This window comes from Streptomyces shenzhenensis (assembly GCF_021462265.1).
Taxonomy (GTDB): Bacteria; Actinomycetota; Actinomycetes; order Streptomycetales; family Streptomycetaceae; genus Streptomyces; species Streptomyces shenzhenensis.
The window spans coordinates 123907-141662 of record NZ_JAJONF010000009.1 but is presented as its reverse complement, the minus strand read 5'-3'; the positions used below and the strand labels follow the sequence as shown (position 1 = coordinate 141662).

At 73.4% G+C, this 17756-nt stretch carries 15 protein-coding genes; 4 read left to right on the top strand and 11 right to left on the bottom strand.

What is annotated here, in order from left to right; genetic code table 11:
• Nucleotides 1-41: 41 nt before the first annotated feature.
• Nucleotides 42-1469: an IS607 family element RNA-guided endonuclease TnpB gene (tnpB, locus tag LQ326_RS15110; RefSeq protein WP_234536714.1), complete on the bottom strand. Its 1428-nt coding sequence runs from the start codon at nucleotides 1467-1469 to the stop codon at nucleotides 42-44.
• Between the two features lie 79 nt (nucleotides 1470-1548).
• Between tnpB and LQ326_RS15105 the strand changes: the two genes are divergently transcribed.
• Complete coding sequence (locus tag LQ326_RS15105) at nucleotides 1549-1752, top strand: helix-turn-helix transcriptional regulator (protein WP_234536711.1); 204 nt, start codon at nucleotides 1549-1551, stop codon at nucleotides 1750-1752.
• 71 nt (nucleotides 1753-1823) lie between these two features.
• Here LQ326_RS15105 and LQ326_RS15100 read toward each other — a convergent pair whose 3' ends face one another.
• The 6 genes from LQ326_RS15100 to LQ326_RS15070 form a co-directional block, all read right to left on the bottom strand.
• Nucleotides 1824-2348, bottom strand: a complete 525-nt coding sequence (locus LQ326_RS15100) for a hypothetical protein (RefSeq protein WP_234536905.1) — start codon at nucleotides 2346-2348, stop codon at nucleotides 1824-1826.
• Between the two features lie 128 nt (nucleotides 2349-2476).
• Nucleotides 2477-3514: a rod shape-determining protein gene (locus tag LQ326_RS15095; RefSeq protein ID WP_234536708.1), complete on the bottom strand. Its 1038-nt coding sequence runs from the start codon at nucleotides 3512-3514 to the stop codon at nucleotides 2477-2479.
• A 379-nt stretch (nucleotides 3515-3893) separates the two neighbouring features.
• Nucleotides 3894-6200, bottom strand: a complete 2307-nt coding sequence (locus tag LQ326_RS15090; RefSeq protein ID WP_234536705.1) for an IPT/TIG domain-containing protein — start codon at nucleotides 6198-6200, stop codon at nucleotides 3894-3896.
• Nucleotides 6201-6479: 279 nt separating this feature from the next.
• Nucleotides 6480-7835, bottom strand: coding sequence for a carboxyl transferase domain-containing protein (locus LQ326_RS15085; protein ID WP_234536703.1), 1356 nt, complete (start codon nucleotides 7833-7835; stop codon nucleotides 6480-6482).
• Nucleotides 7828-9309 (bottom strand): acyl-CoA synthetase, encoded by a 1482-nt coding sequence (locus tag LQ326_RS15080; protein WP_234536700.1) that lies wholly within the window; start codon nucleotides 9307-9309, stop codon nucleotides 7828-7830. The genes LQ326_RS15085 and LQ326_RS15080 overlap by 8 nt, the downstream gene beginning before the upstream one ends.
• A 259-nt stretch (nucleotides 9310-9568) precedes the next feature.
• Nucleotides 9569-10648, bottom strand: a complete 1080-nt coding sequence (locus LQ326_RS15070; RefSeq protein ID WP_234536697.1) for a MerR family transcriptional regulator — start codon at nucleotides 10646-10648, stop codon at nucleotides 9569-9571.
• A 126-nt stretch (nucleotides 10649-10774) separates the two neighbouring features.
• Here LQ326_RS15070 and LQ326_RS15065 point away from each other — a divergent pair, with 126 nt between their 5' ends.
• Nucleotides 10775-11653, top strand: coding sequence for an ATP-grasp domain-containing protein (locus LQ326_RS15065; RefSeq protein ID WP_234536694.1), 879 nt, complete (start codon nucleotides 10775-10777; stop codon nucleotides 11651-11653).
• On the opposite strand, the gene LQ326_RS15060 is transcribed toward LQ326_RS15065, so the two are convergent.
• Nucleotides 11634-12188, bottom strand: coding sequence for a hypothetical protein (locus LQ326_RS15060; RefSeq protein WP_234536692.1), 555 nt, complete (start codon nucleotides 12186-12188; stop codon nucleotides 11634-11636). The two genes, LQ326_RS15065 and LQ326_RS15060, sit on opposite strands and share 20 nt — an antisense overlap.
• A gap of 184 nt (nucleotides 12189-12372) precedes the next feature.
• Between LQ326_RS15060 and LQ326_RS15055 the strand changes: the two genes are divergently transcribed.
• Nucleotides 12373-13146, top strand: a complete 774-nt coding sequence (locus LQ326_RS15055; protein ID WP_234536689.1) for an IclR family transcriptional regulator — start codon at nucleotides 12373-12375, stop codon at nucleotides 13144-13146.
• Entirely contained in the window at nucleotides 13146-13994 is an 849-nt protein-coding gene (locus tag LQ326_RS15050; RefSeq protein ID WP_234536687.1) for an SMP-30/gluconolactonase/LRE family protein, read from the top strand. The genes LQ326_RS15055 and LQ326_RS15050 overlap by 1 nt, the downstream gene beginning before the upstream one ends.
• A 237-nt stretch (nucleotides 13995-14231) precedes the next feature.
• On the opposite strand, the gene LQ326_RS15045 is transcribed toward LQ326_RS15050, so the two are convergent.
• From LQ326_RS15045 to LQ326_RS15035, 3 genes are read right to left on the bottom strand one after another with little or no spacing between them, the layout of a single operon-like run.
• Nucleotides 14232-15635: an FAD-dependent monooxygenase gene (locus LQ326_RS15045; protein ID WP_234536684.1), complete on the bottom strand. Its 1404-nt coding sequence runs from the start codon at nucleotides 15633-15635 to the stop codon at nucleotides 14232-14234.
• Nucleotides 15628-16863 (bottom strand): MAB_1171c family putative transporter, encoded by a 1236-nt coding sequence (locus LQ326_RS15040; protein ID WP_234536681.1) that lies wholly within the window; start codon nucleotides 16861-16863, stop codon nucleotides 15628-15630. Before LQ326_RS15040 ends, LQ326_RS15045 begins: the two co-directional genes overlap by 8 nt.
• Entirely contained in the window at nucleotides 16860-17456 is a 597-nt protein-coding gene (locus LQ326_RS15035; protein ID WP_234536679.1) for a toxin-antitoxin system, toxin component family protein, read from the bottom strand. Before LQ326_RS15035 ends, LQ326_RS15040 begins: the two co-directional genes overlap by 4 nt.
• Between the last annotated feature and the right edge of the window lie 300 nt (nucleotides 17457-17756).

Genomic DNA, 17756 nt, shown 5'->3' with positions numbered 1-17756 from the left:
TCTCAGCATTCCGGGAATTTCGACCCGGAAGGTCCGTCCCATCACCAAAGTGTGAGGGCTTCGGCTTGAGTACGGTCTCTCGCTTCCGTCTGCCGCTGCTGCGGCAGTGTTGCGCCACCTGCCCGCCCCGCCCGCGCCTTGCGGCGGGTGCGGGTGGCGCGGGTCTTCTGGTCGGCTCCACGAGGGTTCGACACCACCGGGGCGGTGTCCTGGTCTCCGGCCACTCCGGTACCAGTGGGGCAGGTCGCCGCGAGCGCGGCGAGGTTGAGTGCGGCGTTGTCGTCCCGGTCGAGTACCAGGCCGCAGGCGTCGCACTGATAGGTCCGGACGTGCAGCGGCAGCTTGGCTTTCACCGCGCCGCACCCGGAACAGGTCTTCGAGGATGGATACCAGCGGTCCGCGACCACCATGCGGGTGGCGTGGCGCTGGCGGGTCTTGTAGCCGAGCTGGCGGCGGATCTCCCCGAACCCGGCATCAGCGATCCTGCGGGCCAGGCGCCGGTTCTTCAGCATGCCGGTGACATTGAGGTCTTCGACCACGACCGTGCCGTACTCGGCCGCCACCTTCGTGGTCAGCTTGTGCAGGGCGTCTTCGCGGAGGTTCGCGACCCGGTGGTGCACCTTGTTGCGCTGGGCGCTGGCCTTCTTCCACCGCTTCGACGGCTTCTGTCCGGTGCGCCGGTCGGGGCCTTGGCGGCGGGAGACGGTGCGAGAGGCGCGGCGCAACTGCTTACACGCGGCGTCGTAGTGCCCGGGATTTGGCACGGTGCGGATCTCGCCCGTCGAGTCGGCCATGACCGCCAGGGTCTTCACGCCGAGATCGATACCGACCGCCACGTCCGGCCGGGCAACCTTCACCAGGTCCCGCTTCACCTCCACCTGGAAGGCGACGGACCAGCGCCCGCGCTCCTGCCTGACGGTCGCCGACAGGATGCGGGCCGTCCCGGCCTGGACCCGGGCGAGGAGGCTACCGGTGGGCTCGTGAGTGCGGATTGTGCCCAGCCGGGGCAGGGTGACGTGCCGGCCGTCAGTGTCGACGCGGATCGTGCCGGTCGTGAACCGGCAGGACAGGCGCGCCTTCCGCTTCGACTTGAACCGGGGAGCCCCCATACGCTTGCCGCGCCGCTTGCCCTGCTTGGATTTGGCGTAGTTGTCGAACGCGGCAGCAGCGTTGGCGAGGCCGGTGTTGTAGGCCTCCTTGGAGTTCTCGTCCCACCAGGCGGCGAACCTCGGATCGGTGTGCTTGGCCTCGTTGAATGCTTTCCGCAGCGACGGCAGCGACCACGGTCGCCACTCGGTCAGCTCGGCCTCGGAGGTGCCGTAGGTGGCTTCGGCCTTGCGCTGCCACCACGACGCCTCGACCCAGGAGACAGCCCAGTTGTAGGCGGCGCGTGCGGCACCGCAGTGCGAGCGCAGCGCCGTGTCTTGGGTGGCGCTGGGGTCCAGCGCGAACCGGAACGCCTGCACCACGAACCCTGACTGCGGACGGAACTTCTTCACACTGGACACCCCCTCTCATTTTAGTCAGTGAGTGACTACAGTTTACCGCATGAGCGACCTCGAAGGATGGATCACCAGCGAAGAAGCCTGCGCCCGCCTCGGCATCGCATGGCGCACCCTCTACAACCACCACCGCAACACCCCCGACTTTCCCCAGCCCCGCAAGATCGGTCGCACCCTGCTGTGGCCCACCGCCGAGTTGGCCGCCTGGCGCATCAAGCACCCGGCACGCGAGAGGAAAGGCGATGAATGACGGCAGACGAGTACGGAAGTCGGAGCAGTTGCGAACCCCTTCACGGCCCCGCCGGGACCGGCGGCTGGACGTCAGTCCCGCCGCACCCCCGCCTGCCACAGCACCGTCACCGGCACCCCGCTGTGCCGCGCGTAGGCCACCACGTCGCCGGTGCCGCCCATGCCGCGCGCCGGACGGCCGTCCCATACGGCGACCAGGTGGTCGCAGTGGTCCACGATCCAGCGGCCCGCGGCGAAGTAGGCCTGCTCGTGCGTCGGCTGGCGGGGCAGGTCGACGCGGGTCGTACAGGACCCCAGGAGCCTGCGGTACGTGCTCCGGGCCTCCTCGTCGCCGAGGTGGGCCTCGTAGTCCATGCCGGGGATCACGGCCGTCAGCGGGACGCCGTGGGCCAGGGCGATGTCCGCGAACAGCTGGTCGGCGCCGGCGGCGAGGCAGCTGAGGGCCTCCAGCTCCACGTCGGTGCGGCTGAACCGGTCGCGCAGGGCGGAGCGGACGTACGGCAGGACGGACGGGGGGATCGCCCGGTGTCCGGTCACGCCGACCCGGGTGACGGCGAGGCGGGGGACCGCCGCCTCGGCGGGGCTCTCGGCGAACACGGTGATGTCGGCTGTCACGGAACGTCCCCTCCCGTCACCTTCGGTGAGTCCAGCCTAACCGAGGGTCGACAAGGAGCGCAGGGGGCGCATCGGCTCACACCGGTGCCGGCCGGCCGGTGGGGGCGGGGTCAGGCGGCCAGCGGACCCAGGACCAGCGGCTCGATCCGGCCCTCCAGCATCGCCCCCATGCCCTGCACCGCGCACACGTCCGGCCGCTCCGCGATGTGCACCGGCATCCCGGTGGCCTGCCGCAGCAACTGGTCGAAGCCGGGGAGCAGCGCCGACCCGCCGACCATCGTGATCCCGCGGTCGGCGAGATCGGCGACCAGGTCGGGCGGGCACTCCCGCAGCACCTTGCCGATTCCGTCGAGGACGGACATGAGGGGCGCCTGGATGGCCTCCCGTACGGCGGCGGTGTCGACGCGCACGCTGCGGGCGCGCCCGGTGGCCACGTCCCGCCCGTGGATCTCGGTGGAGGCGGGGCCGTGCGGGGTGAGGCCGTTTCCGTCCAGGGCCAGCTGCAGGGGCCGTACCGCCTGGCTCGGCAGCATCAGTTCGTGTTCATGCCGCAGGTGCTGCACGATCGCGTGGTCCACGGCCTCGCCCCCGACGGGCAGCCGTTCGGCGCACACGATCGACCCCAGCGACAGCACGGCGACCTGGGTGGTGGCGGCCCCGCAGACGAGGATCATGCTCGCCTCCGGCCGCTCGACCGGCAGCCCGCAGCCCACCGCCGCCGCGATCAGCGTGTCGACCAGCTCCACCCGCCGCGCGCCCAGCCCCACCAGCGTCTCGATGGTCGCCCGCTGGGCCAGCGGGTCGGCGTCGTGCGGGGTGCAGGCCGCCCCCCGCAGCCGGGCCCTGCGGCGCAGCGAACGGCGGATCTTGTCGCCGAGCAGGTGGCGCAGCATGCGCTGGGCCATCTCGATGTCGACGACCGTGCCGCCGGAGACGGGGCGCACGACGCGGATGTAGTCGGGGGTACGGCCCGTCATCTGCTCCGCGAACTCGCCGACGGCGATCAGGGCTCCCGAACGCGTGTTCTCGGCGGCGACGGAAGGCTGGTCGACGACCAGGCCCATGCCCTTCACGTACACCCGGGTGCGGGAGGCCCCGAGGTCGACGGCGAAATGGCAGCGGCGCAACTGCTCCAGACTGACGGTCACGGCAGATCCTCCCGAGTGCGCGGGCCGTGGCATCGGCGGCGGTGACGGCTTCTTACGCATCCTCCGGGTGATACGTCCGGCGCGCCTGCGGGAGGGGGCCGGGCGGGGGGTGCCTGACCGGGGAGGGTGCTCGTACTCCGGCCGGGGTTTACTGCCTGACCTGGGAAGATTCCCGGGCGGCTGGAGCGCGGCGGGTTGTGCGGCCATCGGAGTTCTTCCGGTCCGGGCCCGGCCGTGGGATGCCCGCGGGGTGCGTTTCCTTCCGCGTGACCGCCATGTACCTGCGGATCTGCTCCATCGTGCCTGGCGGGAACGATGGTCACGTCAGAGGAAACGCACCCCGGTGTGGCCTGGCCGACGGCCGACGCCGCGGCTCGGGCTACGGCAGCGGCGTCGAGACGAGGAGGCGGTCGCTTTCCTGGCCGGCGACGTTCGCGTAGATCTGGTCCGCCAGGTAGATCATTCCGTTGCTCGCGATGTCGATGCCCGAGTAGCCGGTGTCGAGGGCGGTGTTCGGGTGGGGGAAGGCGGGGATCGTGATCGTGTCGAGCGGCGCCAGGGTCGTGGCGTCCAGCACCGCGATCGCCGAGTTGTCGGCGAGGTACTGCGTCGCGTACACCCTGCCGCCGCGCAGGGCGACGTCCATCGCTCCGAGCACCGTGACGGAGGTGGCCGAGGCGAGATCGCTCGCGATCCTGTAGACCGTCCCGTTGGTGAAGTTCGCCGTGTCCGTGCTGGCGAGGTAGATGGTGCCGTCGGGGGCGACCGTCAGCCCGCGTGGGGCCCCGGCCGTGCTGAATCCCGGAAGGTCGGCGAGGTTGAACGTGCCCGTGCCGTTGAAGGTGGTGTCGAGCACCGGGTTGGCGGGATCGGTCACGTCGAACCGCTGGATGTACGCCGCGCCGCTCCCGCTCGAGCTCTCGCGCGAGATGTAGAGGTAGTACGTGCTGCCGCTCTTGCGGACGGCGGCGCCGCCGATGCGCCTGTCCTTGGTGGCGGCGTCGGAGGTCTGCACCTTCCCGCTGACGGGCGTCAGCGAGCTGTCCAGGGCGAGGACGTAGGGCCGGTCGACGTCTCCCGGGCCGCCGCAGGCGATGTCGCGGTCACCTGAGCCGATGTAGACGTAGCCCCGGTCGTCGGTCGCGATCGACTTGGCCTGCTCGCGTCCGGCGGGACAGTTGACCGGATCGACGCTGCTCGCCGGAAGGACGAACGAGGCCAGCAGGGTGTCCGGAGCGGCCGTGGAGTACTTCCGGATCTGCCTGTTCGTCGGACTCGACTGGAGCCAGGTGGTGTAGACGGCTGTGCCGTCACTCGCGACCGCGACGCCCCGGAGGCTGAACGTGCCGGTGGCGGGGACCGTCTGGTCGACCAGCGCCGACCAGCTGATGTTCACGGTGTGGGTGGCCGCCGGCGACGTCGAACCGGCGAAGACGTTCGTGTCCGGCGCGTACGTCGCGCTGATCGGGATCGGCGAGCCGGTGGCCGTGGTGTAGGTGTGCGTCGTGGTCGCCACTCCGCCGGAGAGGGCGACAGCGGCCGTGCTGCCGTCACCGAACGCGAAGACCACGGTGCCGGTCGGCACCCCCGTGGCGGGGGGAACCGGCGCGACGGTGGCCGTGAACGTCACCGGCTCGCCCACCACTGACGGATCCGGGAGATCGGTCAGGGTCGTGGTCGTCGGCGCGGGGGCGTACGTGTAGGCGACGCCGTTGCTGGTGCCGGCCGGCGTCACGACGGTGACCAGGACCGTGCCGGTACCGGCGGGGACGACGGCGCGGATCGTCGAGTCGCTGGTCACGGTGAAGCTGGTGGCGTCGGTGGAGCCGAATTTCACGGCGGTGGCGCCGGTGAGACCGGAGCCGGACAGCTGGACGGTGTTGCCGCCCGTACTCGCCCCGGACGACGGGACGATGTTCGTGAGGGTCGGTCGTACCGTCGTGTACGTGTAGGCGACGCCGTTGCTGGTGCCGCCGGGTGTCACGACGGTGACCAGGACCGTGCCGGTACCGGGAGGGGCGACGGCGCGGATCGTCGAGTCGCTGGTCACGGTGAAGCTGGTGGCGTCGGTGGAGCCGAACTTCACGGCGGTGGCGCCGGTGAGACCGGAGCCGGCGATCTGGACGGTGTTGCCGCCCGTGCTCGGCCCGGACGTCGGGACGACGGATGCGATGGTCCCGCCTGTCGTCGATCCGGCGTACGTGTAGGCGACGCCGTTGCTGGTGCCGCCGGGTGTCACGACGGTGACCAGGACCGTGCCGGTACCGGCAGGCGCGACGGCGCGGATCACCGTGCCGCCGATCACGGTGAAGCTGGTGGCGTCGGTGGAGCCGAACTTCACGGCGGTGGCGCCGGTGAAACCGGAGCCGGTGAGCTGGACGGTGTTGCCGCCCGCAGCCGGTCCGGACGTCGGGGCGATGCTCGCGATGGCCGGCGCTGTCGTCGCGTAGGTGAACGCGCGGCCGTTGCTGGTGCCACCGGGTGTCACGACGGTGACCAGGACCGTGCCGGTACCGGGAGGGACGACGGCGCGGATCACCGTGCCGCCGATCACGGTGAAGCTGGTGGCGTCGGTGGAGCCGAACTTCACGGCGGTGGCACCCGCGAGACCGGAACCGACGATCTGGACGGTGGTGCCGGGGGATGCCGTGGAGGGAGCGATGACGGAAATCGTCGGTGGTGCCATGGGGTCTCCTTGAGCGGTGATCTCAAGGCGGGGATCCCACTCGCCGAAGGCAGGCCGGTCGGCTCCGACTCCCTTGCCGCGGAGCACGGATGGAGAAGGCCGTCCGCATGTGGCGAGGTGCGGCCCCGCTACCTGATACCGCAAGTGAAGCGAGCGGAAGACGCACGGGGAAAGGAGTGAAAAACGGCAGAAGAATCATAGGAAGTGAATCGGATAATAATTTGAGGATTCTGTGGCGCCGTTCCCCACGCTGGCGTACGTCCCCGTCGCACCGGGATGTCAGCTCAAGGGCGTCACGATGCCCCGGATCACTCCCAGCTCCACCAGGTCCTGGGGCCGTATGCGCAACTGGTCGGCGGTGGGCTCGACCTCCTCCGGGGGCCGTTTCAGGATCGCCGCCGCCAGTTCCGGGGCGATGACGGAGAAGTAACTGTCCGGGGTGGCCCAGGTGTTGCCGGGCGCGGCCAGCGCCAGCGCCCCGCCCGAGCCGCCCTCCCCGATGACGAGGGTGGTGATCGGCATCCGGGCCGCCGCCACCTCCCCGAACAGCTCTGCGATCGCCGCGCCCGCCCCCTGCCGTTCCGCGTCCGCGTCATTGGCGGCGCCCGGGGTGTCGACGAGGGTTAGCACCGGGATGTCGAGCCGGTCCGCGAGCCGTATCAGGCGCGCGGCGGTCCGGTACCCGGCGGGCCGGGTCGCCGTGCCGGTCTGCGCGGCGAAGGCGACGGTACGGCCGTCCCGCTCGCCGAACCCGCACAGCATCCCGTCCGGATCCGCGCCGCCGCACCGGTCGCCGACGAGGGCGACCCGGCGGGTGAAGTAGGCGTCCAAGTAGGCCTGGGCGCGCGGGCGTTGCGGGGACCGGGCGCGCCGGACGGCCTCCCCGCCGGTGGCCGGCAGGCCGGTGCCGCCGAGGGCGGCCGGCGGGTCGGCGGGGGTCGCGGCCGGGGAGGTCAGCAGCCGCAGCCACAGCCCGAGCCGGCTCTTGAGCTCGCTCGTGGGCACCAGTGCGTCCACCGACCCCGCCGTGAACTGCGCCTCGGACGTGTACGCGGCCGGGTCGGCGTCCGGCGGGCGGACCCGGGAGCCGGCGAAGCCGACCTGGGCGCCGGGCAGGGCCAGGATCACGTCGGCGCCGGCGCCGAGGGTGGCCCAGCCGCCGCCGGTCGTCGGGTCGCGCAGGACCGCGATCTGCGCCAGTCCCGCCTCCCGGGTGAGCGCCGACTGGCGGGCCACGCGCTGGAGCTGGGACAGGGCGAGCATGCCCTCCTGCATCCGGCTGCCGCCGGTGGCGACCAGCGGCACGACCGGCAGCCGGTGCGCGCGGGCATGGACGTGAGCCGCCTCCAGCCGGTCCCCGGTCCGCTCGCCCAGCGAGCCGCCGAGGAAGCCGAACTCGAACGCGATCAGCACCGCCGTCGTGCCCTCGACGCGCGCGGTGCCGACGACGACGGACTCCTCCTCGCCGGTGCGCCCGGCGGCGCGGGCGCGCGAGGCCTCGTACCCCTGCCAGGCGAGCGGGCCGTCGGGCGGCGACCGCCGTGCCGGGTGCGGGAGTTCGGCGAAGGTGCCGGGGTCGGTGACGAGGCCGAGGACCTGGCGGGCGGAGAGCCGCTCGGGCGCCGGCTCAGGCACCGAGGGCCCGCTTCATGATCTTCCCCATGTCGTTGCGGGGGAGGGCGTCCAGGTAGTGGACGACGCGGGGGCGCTTGTGCGGGGCGAGCCGTCCGGCGACATGGTCCGCCAACTCCTCGGCGGGCGGCGGCGACTGCGGGTCGGCCGGGACGATCCAGGCGACGATCCGCTCGCCCAGGTCCGCGTCCGGCTCCCCGGTGACGGCGGCCTCCCGCACCCCCGGATGTTCCAGCAGCGCGTTCTCGATCTCCCCGGCGCCGATCTTGTAACCCCCGCTCTTGATCAGGTCGGTGGCCTTGCGCCCGACGATCCGCACATAGCCGTCCGGCTCGCGCACCGCCATGTCACCGGTGCGGAACCAGCCGTCGGCGGTGAAGGCGGCGGCGGTGGCGTCCGGCCGGTTGAGGTACTCGGTGAACAGGTTCGGGCCGCGCACCTGGATCTCCCCGACGGTCTCCCCGTCGTACCGCGCGATCGCCGTCCCGTCCTCCTCCACCAGCCGCAGCTCCACCCCGGGCAGCGGCACGCCCACGGTCCCCGCCCGGGCCTGCCCGTCCGCGCGCACACTGGTGTTCATCAGGGTCTCCGTCATGCCGTACCGCTCGATGACCCGCCGTCCGGTCGCGGCCGCGATCCGCTCGTGGTCGTGGACGGGCAGCGCGGCCGAGCCGGAGACCAGCAGCCGGGCCCGCCCGAGCGCCTTCGCCAGGTCCGGGTCGCCGGGCAGCGCCTCGGCGATGCGGTGGTACATGGTCGGGACGCCGAAGAACATGGTCGCGCCGTCGTTCAGCTCGCGGGCGACCCCGGCGGTGTCGAACCGCCCGAGGTGCCGGACGGCGCCGCCGCGCCGCAGCGGCCCGAGGACGCCCAGCACGAGCCCGTGCACATGGAAGAGCGGGAGTCCGTGGACGAGGACGTCCTGCCCGGTCCACTGCCAGGCGTCGGCCAGCGCGTCCAGCGTCGCGGCCAGCGCCCGGCGCGGGATGACGGCGCCCTTGGGCGGGCCGGTGGTGCCGGAGGTGTAGACGACGAGCGCCGGGTCGGACTCGGCGGCGCGGTCCTCGGGCAGCGGGCCCACGGCCTGCGCGTCGACGTCGATCCGCGGCAGGCCGGCGAGCCCGGCCGGGAGCTCGGCGCCGGGCGCGGCCAGCACGGCGGCCGGTGCGCTGTCCGCGAGGATGTGCGCGAGTTCCCGGTCGCCCGACTTCGGGTTGAGCGGTACCGCCGCCCGGCCGGCGAGCAGGGTGCCGACGACGGCGACGGCCGTCTCCAGGTCCGGGGTCGCCCACACCGCGACCCGCTCGGCGTCCCCGATCCGCGGGGCCAGGGCGCCGGCCGCGGCGGCGAGCTGCCCGTAGGTCAACGACCGCGTGCCGAACCGCAGGGCGACCCTCCCCCGGACCTCGTCCGGGGCGACCCCCGTCCCGCTGCGCTCGCCCGGACCGCCCACCAGGGCCGGAAACAGAAACGACACGCGACGACTCCTCACCGCTTCGGAAGCTCGACGGTCCCTTCCTACACCAGCCGCCGCACTCCCGGGTCACCCCACTCGCACCGCGCACCACGACCTTGATCACAGTGCCCTGGGGTCACGCCCGCAGCGTCCCGACGACCGTGCACAGACCGGGCGCGAGCCGCACCTCCGGCGCCCGCAGCGCCGGATGCTCCAGCCGGCGCAGCCGCGCCCGGTCGACGTCCCCGCCGAACCGGGGCGGCCACCGGGGCCATACCGCCTAACTCGCCGGGACGGGTGGTCCGGTGGGCCTCACGACGTCGGCCACCACCGCGCTCACGTTGTCGGCGCCGCCCGCCGCGTCGGCCGCCTCGGTCAGCGCCCGGACCGCGTCCGCCGGCTCGCCCCGGCCCAGCAGCTCCGCGATCCGTTCGTCGCGGACCGCCCTGGTCAGCCCGTCCGAGCAGACCAGGTACCGGTCGCCGGCCCGGACCTCGTGGAGCTTCAGGTCCGGGGTGTCGGCGCTGCCGCCGGGCAGCGCCTTCGCCAGCAGCATCCGCTGCGGATGGCTCTCGGCCTCCTCCGGCGTCAGCCGGCCCTCGTCGATCAGCGACTGCACCACGCTGTGGTCGTGCGTGATCCGCAACAGCTCCCCGTCCCGCAGCAGATACGCCCGCGAGTCCCCGATGTGCACGAGGGCCAGCCGGGACCCGGTCCACAGCAGCGCGGTGAGCGTCGTACCGACCTCCGTACTGCCCCGGGCCACCCGCCGTACCGCCTCGCCCGCCGAACGCACCGCGTCCTCCAGCAGGTTCAGCACGTTGCCCGCCGCGAGCTCCGCGTCCTCCAGGGGCCGCAGCGCCGCCACGGCGGCGGCACTGGCCGAGGCCCCGGCCGGCCCGCACCCGTCGGCGACGGCCAGCAGCCGGCGCCCCGCGTACGCGGTGTCCTGGTTGGACGGCCGGACCCGACCCCGGTCCGAACGGGCGGCATAACGCAGTTCCAGCATCGTCGTCGTGTCCCTTCTCGACTCTCCGGACAGGTGGTCGACGAGGAACGCGGCCAGGTCCCGCCGTACGGCGGTCTCCGCCTCGACGCGGGCCCAGTACGCACGCACCTCCCGCGCGGCCGGGCCGGCCGGCAGCGCGCACACCTCGCGGATCCGCGCCAGCGGCATCCCGAGCCGCCGCAGCCAGGCCACCAGCCGGGCGCGTTCCAGCTGCGCGCCGGCGTAGTACCGGTAACCGGTCTCCGGGTCGACCCGGGCGGGCTTCAGCAGGTCCAGCTCGTCGTACAGCCGCAGCGCCTTCGGCGACAGCCGGCAGGCCTTCGCGAAGGCCCCGATGGTCAGCCACTCCATACCGGCTCCGCCTCCCGTTCCTCGACGTCCGCCACCGATGCTGGGGCTTGACCGAAGGTGAAGGTCAACAGCGTTCCGTTAGCCTGCCCGGGGAACGCGGCCGCCGTCAGCCGAAGGAGCTCCACCGTGCCTCGCATAGCCCTCGCCACCTACGACCCCGGCGCGGAACCGAGCAGGGACCGGGACCTGCCGGTGCTGCTGCGGGCGCTGGCCGAGGCGGGGGCCGAGGCCGTCGCCCGCCCGTGGGACGACCCGGAGACGCAGTGGGGCGGTTACGACCTGGTCGTCATCCGCTCCACCTGGGACTACACCTGGCGCGCCGACGAGTTCGTGTCGTGGGTGGAGAAGGTGGGGACGGCGACCCGGATCGCGAACCCGGCGCAGGTGGTGCGGTGGAACACCGACAAGCGGTATCTCGGTGACCTCGCGGCGGCCGGGGTGCCGGTCGTGCCGACGCGGTATCTCGCCCCCGGCGACCCGGCCGGCCCCGCCCTCCCCGCCGACCGCGACTTCGTCGTCAAGCCCGTCTTCGGCGCCGGCGCCCGGTACGCCGCCCGCTACACGCCCGCCGAGCACGAGACGGCCCTGCGGCATCTGGCCCGGATGCACGAGGAGGGGCTGACCGCGATGGTCCAGCCGTACGTCTCCGGCATCGACGTCAGCGGCGAGCGGGCGCTGCAGTTCGTCGGCGGGCGGCTGCTGCACGCCAGCCGCAAGCGGGCCGTGCTCACGCCGGGCACGGCGTACGACGCGGCCAAGGTCGCCCATCCCGACCTGGAGCCGTGGACCCCGGCCCCGGCCGAACTCGCCGTGGCCGAGCGCGCGCTGGCCGCCGTACCGGAGGCGCCCGAGCTGCTCTACGCCCGGGTGGACCTGGTCGACGGCGAGGGCGGGCAGCCGCAGGTGATGGAGCTGGAGCTGGTCGAACCGAACCTGTTCCTGTTCCTGCACCCCGGTTCGGTGGCCGCGGTGGCGGCGGCGATCCTCAGCGCGGCTCGTCGATGACGGCGGTGCGCTGGAGCAGGCCCCAGGTGAACTCGGCGACCACCTGACGGCCGTCGGGCACCTTGAAGGTGAGGCCCCACCGGGTGGGTGCCGTGCCCTCCAGGGGGCGGGCGGGGGCGAAGGCGCGGGCGGCCTCGTCGACCGTGCAGGACCAGGGGGTGAGGTCCTCGAAGGTCTCCAGTCCCGGGGCCGGCGCGTCCGGGGCGCGGACCAGCCACGCGTTCCAGACCGTCCCGCCGGGGCCGGCCATGACCTCGAAGCGGAGGGTGGGCCACAGGGGCAGCGGCCACTGCCAGGCCGCGCACTCCAGGTCGCCGACGGTGCGCTTGGTCTCCCACTCCGGCGGGCCGAGCACCGAGCGGTACCGTGCCGCGGCGGAGCGGGACCGCGGTGAGCGGGCCATCGCCTGCCAGCGCTTGTTCGCCTCGCGCATCTCCGCGACCGAGGCGCCCAGCGCGCGCCGGGCGTCCTCGACCAGGTCCGGGTTGTGGTCGGCCATGCGGCGCAGCAGCACCAGCTGGAAGTCCAGTCGCATGTTCCCATGGTGCCCAGGGCGCACCTGCCTGTGCCCGGCTGGGCCCCGGCCATTGCCCACGGAATCCCCGATGGTTAGCCTGTGTTCGTCATGCCGATCGCCTGTTGATATCTCGAACGGCTCCGCAGTTGAGACGCGCGGCGCACCGATATCTGGCGCTTACACCCAAGGGAGGGGGCCGGACGTGGGACGCCTCGTGCCTGCCGTGACCCGGGCTCTTGACATTCTTGAGCTCTTCCTGGACGGGGACGGGACCCTCTCCGCCCCCGACATAGTGCGCAGACTCCAGTTGCCGCGGACCACCGTGCACGAACTGGTGACCACGCTCTCCGCCCGGTCGTACATCGTGCCCGTACCCGGACAGCCCGGACGGTACCGGCTGGGCGTGCGTCCGTACCAGCTCGGCAGCAGGTACGCCGAGCAGCTCGACCTCGCCGCCGAGGGCCAGCAGGTCGCCCGCTCCGTCGCCGAGACCTGCGACGAGACCGTCCACGTGGCGATCCTCGAAGGCACCGACGTCATCTACATCGCCAAGGTCGACTCCACGCACGCGGTCCGCATGGTCTCCGCCGCCGGCCGCCGGCTGCCCGCCCACTGCACCTCGGTCGGCAAGATGCTGCTGGCCTCGCTGCCGGAGCCGGAGCTGACCGCGCGCATCCCGGACGACGCCGACCTGGTCGCGATGACCCCGAACAGCATCACCGAGCCGGGCGCCCTGCGCGAGGCCCTCGCCGGGATCCGCGCGCGCGGCATCGCCGTGGAGAACCGCGAGTCCAACCCGGACGTCTCCTGTGTCGCCGCGCCGGTCCGCGACCGCGCCGGCCAGGTCGTCGCGGCCCTGTCCATCTCGGTGCCGATGATCCGCTGGAGCGACGAGCGCCGCGGCGAGCTGGAGCAGCTCGCGGCCAAGGGCGCGGCCGAACTCTCCGAGCGCCTCGGCCACCGGAGCGTGGCGTGATGACGACGGCTTACGAGGTCGCGGTGGCGGCGGAGGCGACCCTCGGCGAGGGTCCGACCTGGGACGCGGCGACCGGCCGCCTGCTGTGGATCGACGTCCTGGGCTCGCGGGTCCACACGTACGACCCGGCCACCGGCCACCGCACGATCCGCACCACCGAGCAGCACGTCGGCGCGGTCAAGCCGCGCGCGGGCGGCGGCCTGGTCCTCAACCTCCGCGACGGTGTCGGCCTCCTCGACCCCGACGGCACGTTCCGCTGGCTGCACCGCGAGCCGGTCCCCGGCCGCCGCGCCAACGACGCGGCCGTCGCCCCCGACGGCTCCCTGTGGGCCGGCACGATGCGCTACGACGAGGCCACCGGGGGCGGCACGCTCTCCCGGGTGGCGCCCGACGGCACGGCGACGACGCTGCTGCCGGCCGTCACGGTCAGCAACGGCACGGGCTGGAGCCCGGACGGCCGCCTCGTCTACTACGTCGACACGCCGACCCGCCGGGTGGACGTCTTCGACTACGAGGACGGACTCCCCGTCAACCGCCGCCCGCTGGTGACGGTCGAGGAGAGCGCCGGTTTCCCCGACGGCCTGACGGTCGACGCGGACGGCTGTGTGTGGGTGGCGCTGTGGGGCGGGGCGGCGGTACGCCGCTATACGCCGGCCGGCGAGCTGGACCGCGTCATCAGCCTCCCCGCCTCGCTCACGACGGCCTGTGCGTTCGGGGGCGCCGACCTGACGGACCTGTACGTCACGACCGCGCGGGTGGGCCTGGAGGCGCCGCACCCGACGGCGGGCTCCCTGCTGGTGGTCCCGGGCGCGGGCAAGGGCGTGGCCCAGCCGGCGTTCCGGGGCTGAGCGCCCCGTAGGGGCGCGGGGCCCCGGCCGATATGCGGCTGCGCCCTGCCGCGCGGGGCAGTAGACCGTCTGCGGCGCCGTCGTGGCTGGTCGCGCAGTTCCCCGCGCCCCTTACGGGGCGCTGCCGAACGGCCGCTGTCAGCCTGCGGGGGCTGAGCGCGCCCGCGCGGCGGCAGCCGCACATGCAGCACAGCCCCGCGCCCCTACGGGGCGCTGCCCCGCCCCCCTGAAGGGGCGCTATTGCAGACCCGCTCTCTTCAGCTCCTCCGCGGTGAGCGGCGGTCCGGGCAGGGCCGGTTTCAGCGGCCCTGCCAGCGCCGCCAGCAGGACGGACGGCGTCAGCAGTACCTCCGCCCGCCGCTCCAGGGAGGTCACGTCCGTCACCCGGCGGGCGACGCGCCCGTTGCCGGTGGCCGTGTGCATGAGCCGGGACACGTACGCGGCCACGATCCGGTCCCGGGCCGTCGGCCCGTTCTCCGTCGCCCCCGGATAGAACACGTCCTGCCCGATGGCGAGGTCCCAGGCCGCCCCGACCGGCCGGGCGACCGCCTTCTGGACGCGCCGGGACAGGCCGGGTGCGCCGAGACCGTGACGCCGCGCCAGATCCCGCAGGAGCAGCGCGCTCTGCGCGCCCACGGCCAGCCCGTGGCCGTACACGGGGTTGTACGCGGCCAGGGCGTCGCCGAGGACGGTGAAGTTGTCGGGCCAGGCGGGCATCCGCTCGTAGAAGTAGCGGCGGTTGACGGTGGCCCGGGTGACGGCGACGTCGGACAGCGGCTCGGCCCCCGCGAGCAGGTCGCCGATGAGCGGGTGCCGCAGCCGTTCGCGGGCGAACGGGACGAAGTCGTCGGCGGAGGAGGTCGGTTCGGCCCCGCGGGTGCCGTTGAGGGTGACGATCCAGCGGCCGTTCTCGATGGGCAGCAGGAAGCCCGCCCGGCCGGGACCGCCGTCCCGCGGGTCCGGCTGCACGTTGATCACCGGGAAGCCGGCCCGGGCCTGCTCGGGCGCGAGGTAGAGCCGGCTGGCGTAGGCGAGACCGGTGTCGACCTCGCGGCGCTCCGGCGCGGGCAGCCTGAGGGCCGTGAGCCAGCGGGCGGCCGCGGAACCCCGTCCGGTGGCGTCGACGACCAGGTCCGCCTCGACGGTCCGCTCCCGGCCGTCGCGGTCCCGCACCCGGACCCCGGTGACCGCCTCCGCGCCGCCCGTGAGCCCGAGCACCTCCGTCGCCCCGGCCACCTCGACATGCCCGTCCGCGAGGACCCGCGCCCGGACCGTCGCGTCCAGCAGGTCCCGCCCGGCCAGCAGCACGTGGTGGGACTCGGGCCAGCGCCGGAACCAGCCGTGCGCCGAGAGGACGACCATGTCCGTGGTGACCGGGGCCCGGCGCGCCCCGGCGTCCAGGAGTGCCGCGGTGATGCCCGGCAGCAGCTCCTCCATCGCCCGTACCCCGCCGGACCAGAGCATGTGGGCGTGCCGGGCCTGCGGAAGTCCCCTGCGGGGCTCGGGCGCCGCGGGCAGTTCGTCGCGTTCCACGACGACGACCCGGTCGGCGAGGCCGGCCAGGGCCCGCGCCACGAGCATGCCGGTGTGGGATCCCCCCAGGACGACAGCGGCTCTGGCGGGGGAGGGACGTTCACTCATGCGTGGACATGCTCTCTGCCGGGACGGCCGCGCGGGTGCGTACCGCCGTGATCTCTTCGGGGTGGCGCAGGGCCTCGGAGAGGGCCTGGATCTCCTGGAGCAGATACGAGGCGTCGGTCTCGCCGGTGCCGCCGTCGTCGTCCGGGCCGTGCCGTCCGCTCTCGACGGCGTCCAGGACCGTCACGGCGGCGGCCAGGGCCTGGGCCCGGCCGGGTTCGTGGCCGAGGGCGAGAGCGGCGTCGTGGGCCCGGCCGCGCAGGTTCTCGTCGAGGAACCGGGACAGCGGCAGGAGCGCGTCGCGGATGTACGTCTCGCGGCGGATCAGGCGCATCTCGGCGGTGGCGCGCAGGGCGAGCGGTTCGCGGCCGCCCACGACGGTCCGCAGCAGCCGGGCGAGCGGCTTCAGGGAGCGGTGCCGACGGCGCAGCAGCCAGCGGTCGTGGAAGTACTGGCCGGCGTGCGGGACGATGAAGCCGGTCGCGACGAGCGTGGCGGCGATGCAGGCGGCCGACGGTGCGATGTTGGTGTTCAGCCAGTCCAGGTCGTGACCGGTCCAGCGGGCCGCCACGGCCGTGAACTTGGCGGCGCTGAAGAGCAGGTTCGTCGCGTAGCCGATGCCCAGGAACCTGAGCCCCCAGCGCAGCCAGGCGTCGAGGCCGTCGGTGCGGATCCAGTTCCACACCAGCCGGGTCGTGATGGCGCAGGCCACGGTGTGCGCGAGGAGGTAGAGCAGGATCTCCTCGCGCATGAACGGCGTACTCGCGTAGTAGGTGTCCAGGTTCCGGACCTGCTCCACGGGCACGTCGGCGAGCGCGAACAGCACCCACAGGGCGACGACCACGGCCGCGTAGACCGAGACCACCCAGCGGGTCGCGCGCCGCGTCTGCTCCCGGCGGTCGGTGTGGCCGTTGCGCCAGTGCACGACCAGCAGCAGCCAGGACGCGGACAGCGCGGTGATCAGGGAGTACACCAGGGGCGCCGCGATGTTCGGCACGCCGGTCACCCGGTTCGTCCAGGCGATGGTGGGCGGGGCGGCGAAGGCGAACACCGCGCAGGCGAACAGCAGCAGACCGCCCACGGCACGCAGCAGCGGGTCCCGCCACAGCTTGAGGATGCTCGGCAGCTTGATCACCAGGGCCGCGGTCAGCACGAGGCCCGGGAGCCAGAAGGAGATGTACAGCCCGGTGAGGAACGCGGCCGGGCCCGCGGCCAGTGGGGAGGAGGTCACCGTGCTCCGCCTTCACGCCCGCGGTAGCCGAGGGAGCGCTGGACCGGATCCGGCGGAGCCTCGCCGCCCCGGCCGGGCAGGAAGGACCGGAGCGCGGCCGCGAGCCGGTGCCCGAAGTCGTCGGCCTCGGCCTCGTCGGCCTCCCGGGAGCCGTTGCGGGCGGCCACGGTCAGCGCGACGGAGTCCCAGCCCGGCCGCCCGGCGAAGGCGTTCGCCGCGGCCGCGTGATGATGCGTGTGACGCGCGTGCATGTGCCACAACTCGTGTCCCAGGATGACCAGTTGCTGTACGGCCTCGGCCCGCTCCTCGACTATCACCAGGTCGAAGTCCAGGAACTCCACCCACAGTCCGGTGACCTCGATCTCGTCGGGGAACCGTTCGAAACGCAGCTCGACGGGCCGGCCCTCGCGTCTGCGGCCCATCTCCGCGCACAGCGCCCGGCACAACTCCCGTACGTCGGCCGGTGGCCGGGTGCCGGCGCGGACGGCGGCGCTGAGGCCGGCGGCGAGTCCGCGCATCCCCGGCCTCGGCCGGGAGCGCCGCGGCCGCACAGTGATCCGGGCCCACCGGTGCCGCGCGCCGGCCAAGTCCATCGCTCCCCCTTCGCGCCGCCCCGGCGGCGGTCACCGCGCTGCGTCGGCCCGTTTGAGACTACGCGCCCGGCGCCGGTAGTTCGAGCGGTAGTTCACAGGGCAACGACTGCCCGGGGCGGGAAAATCACGCCGGACCCATTGACGCGCGCGCGCTTCGATCTTACGGTCCCGTTCGAAGTTGCGAGCATGAGCCGATATCTCGAACGGGGTCGCGAGCGCGATCACGAGCACGACGAAGCTGGACAAAGGACGGCCGGCCAGAGCCCCTGCGGGGGGCGCGGGGCTGTGTCCGTGGATCAA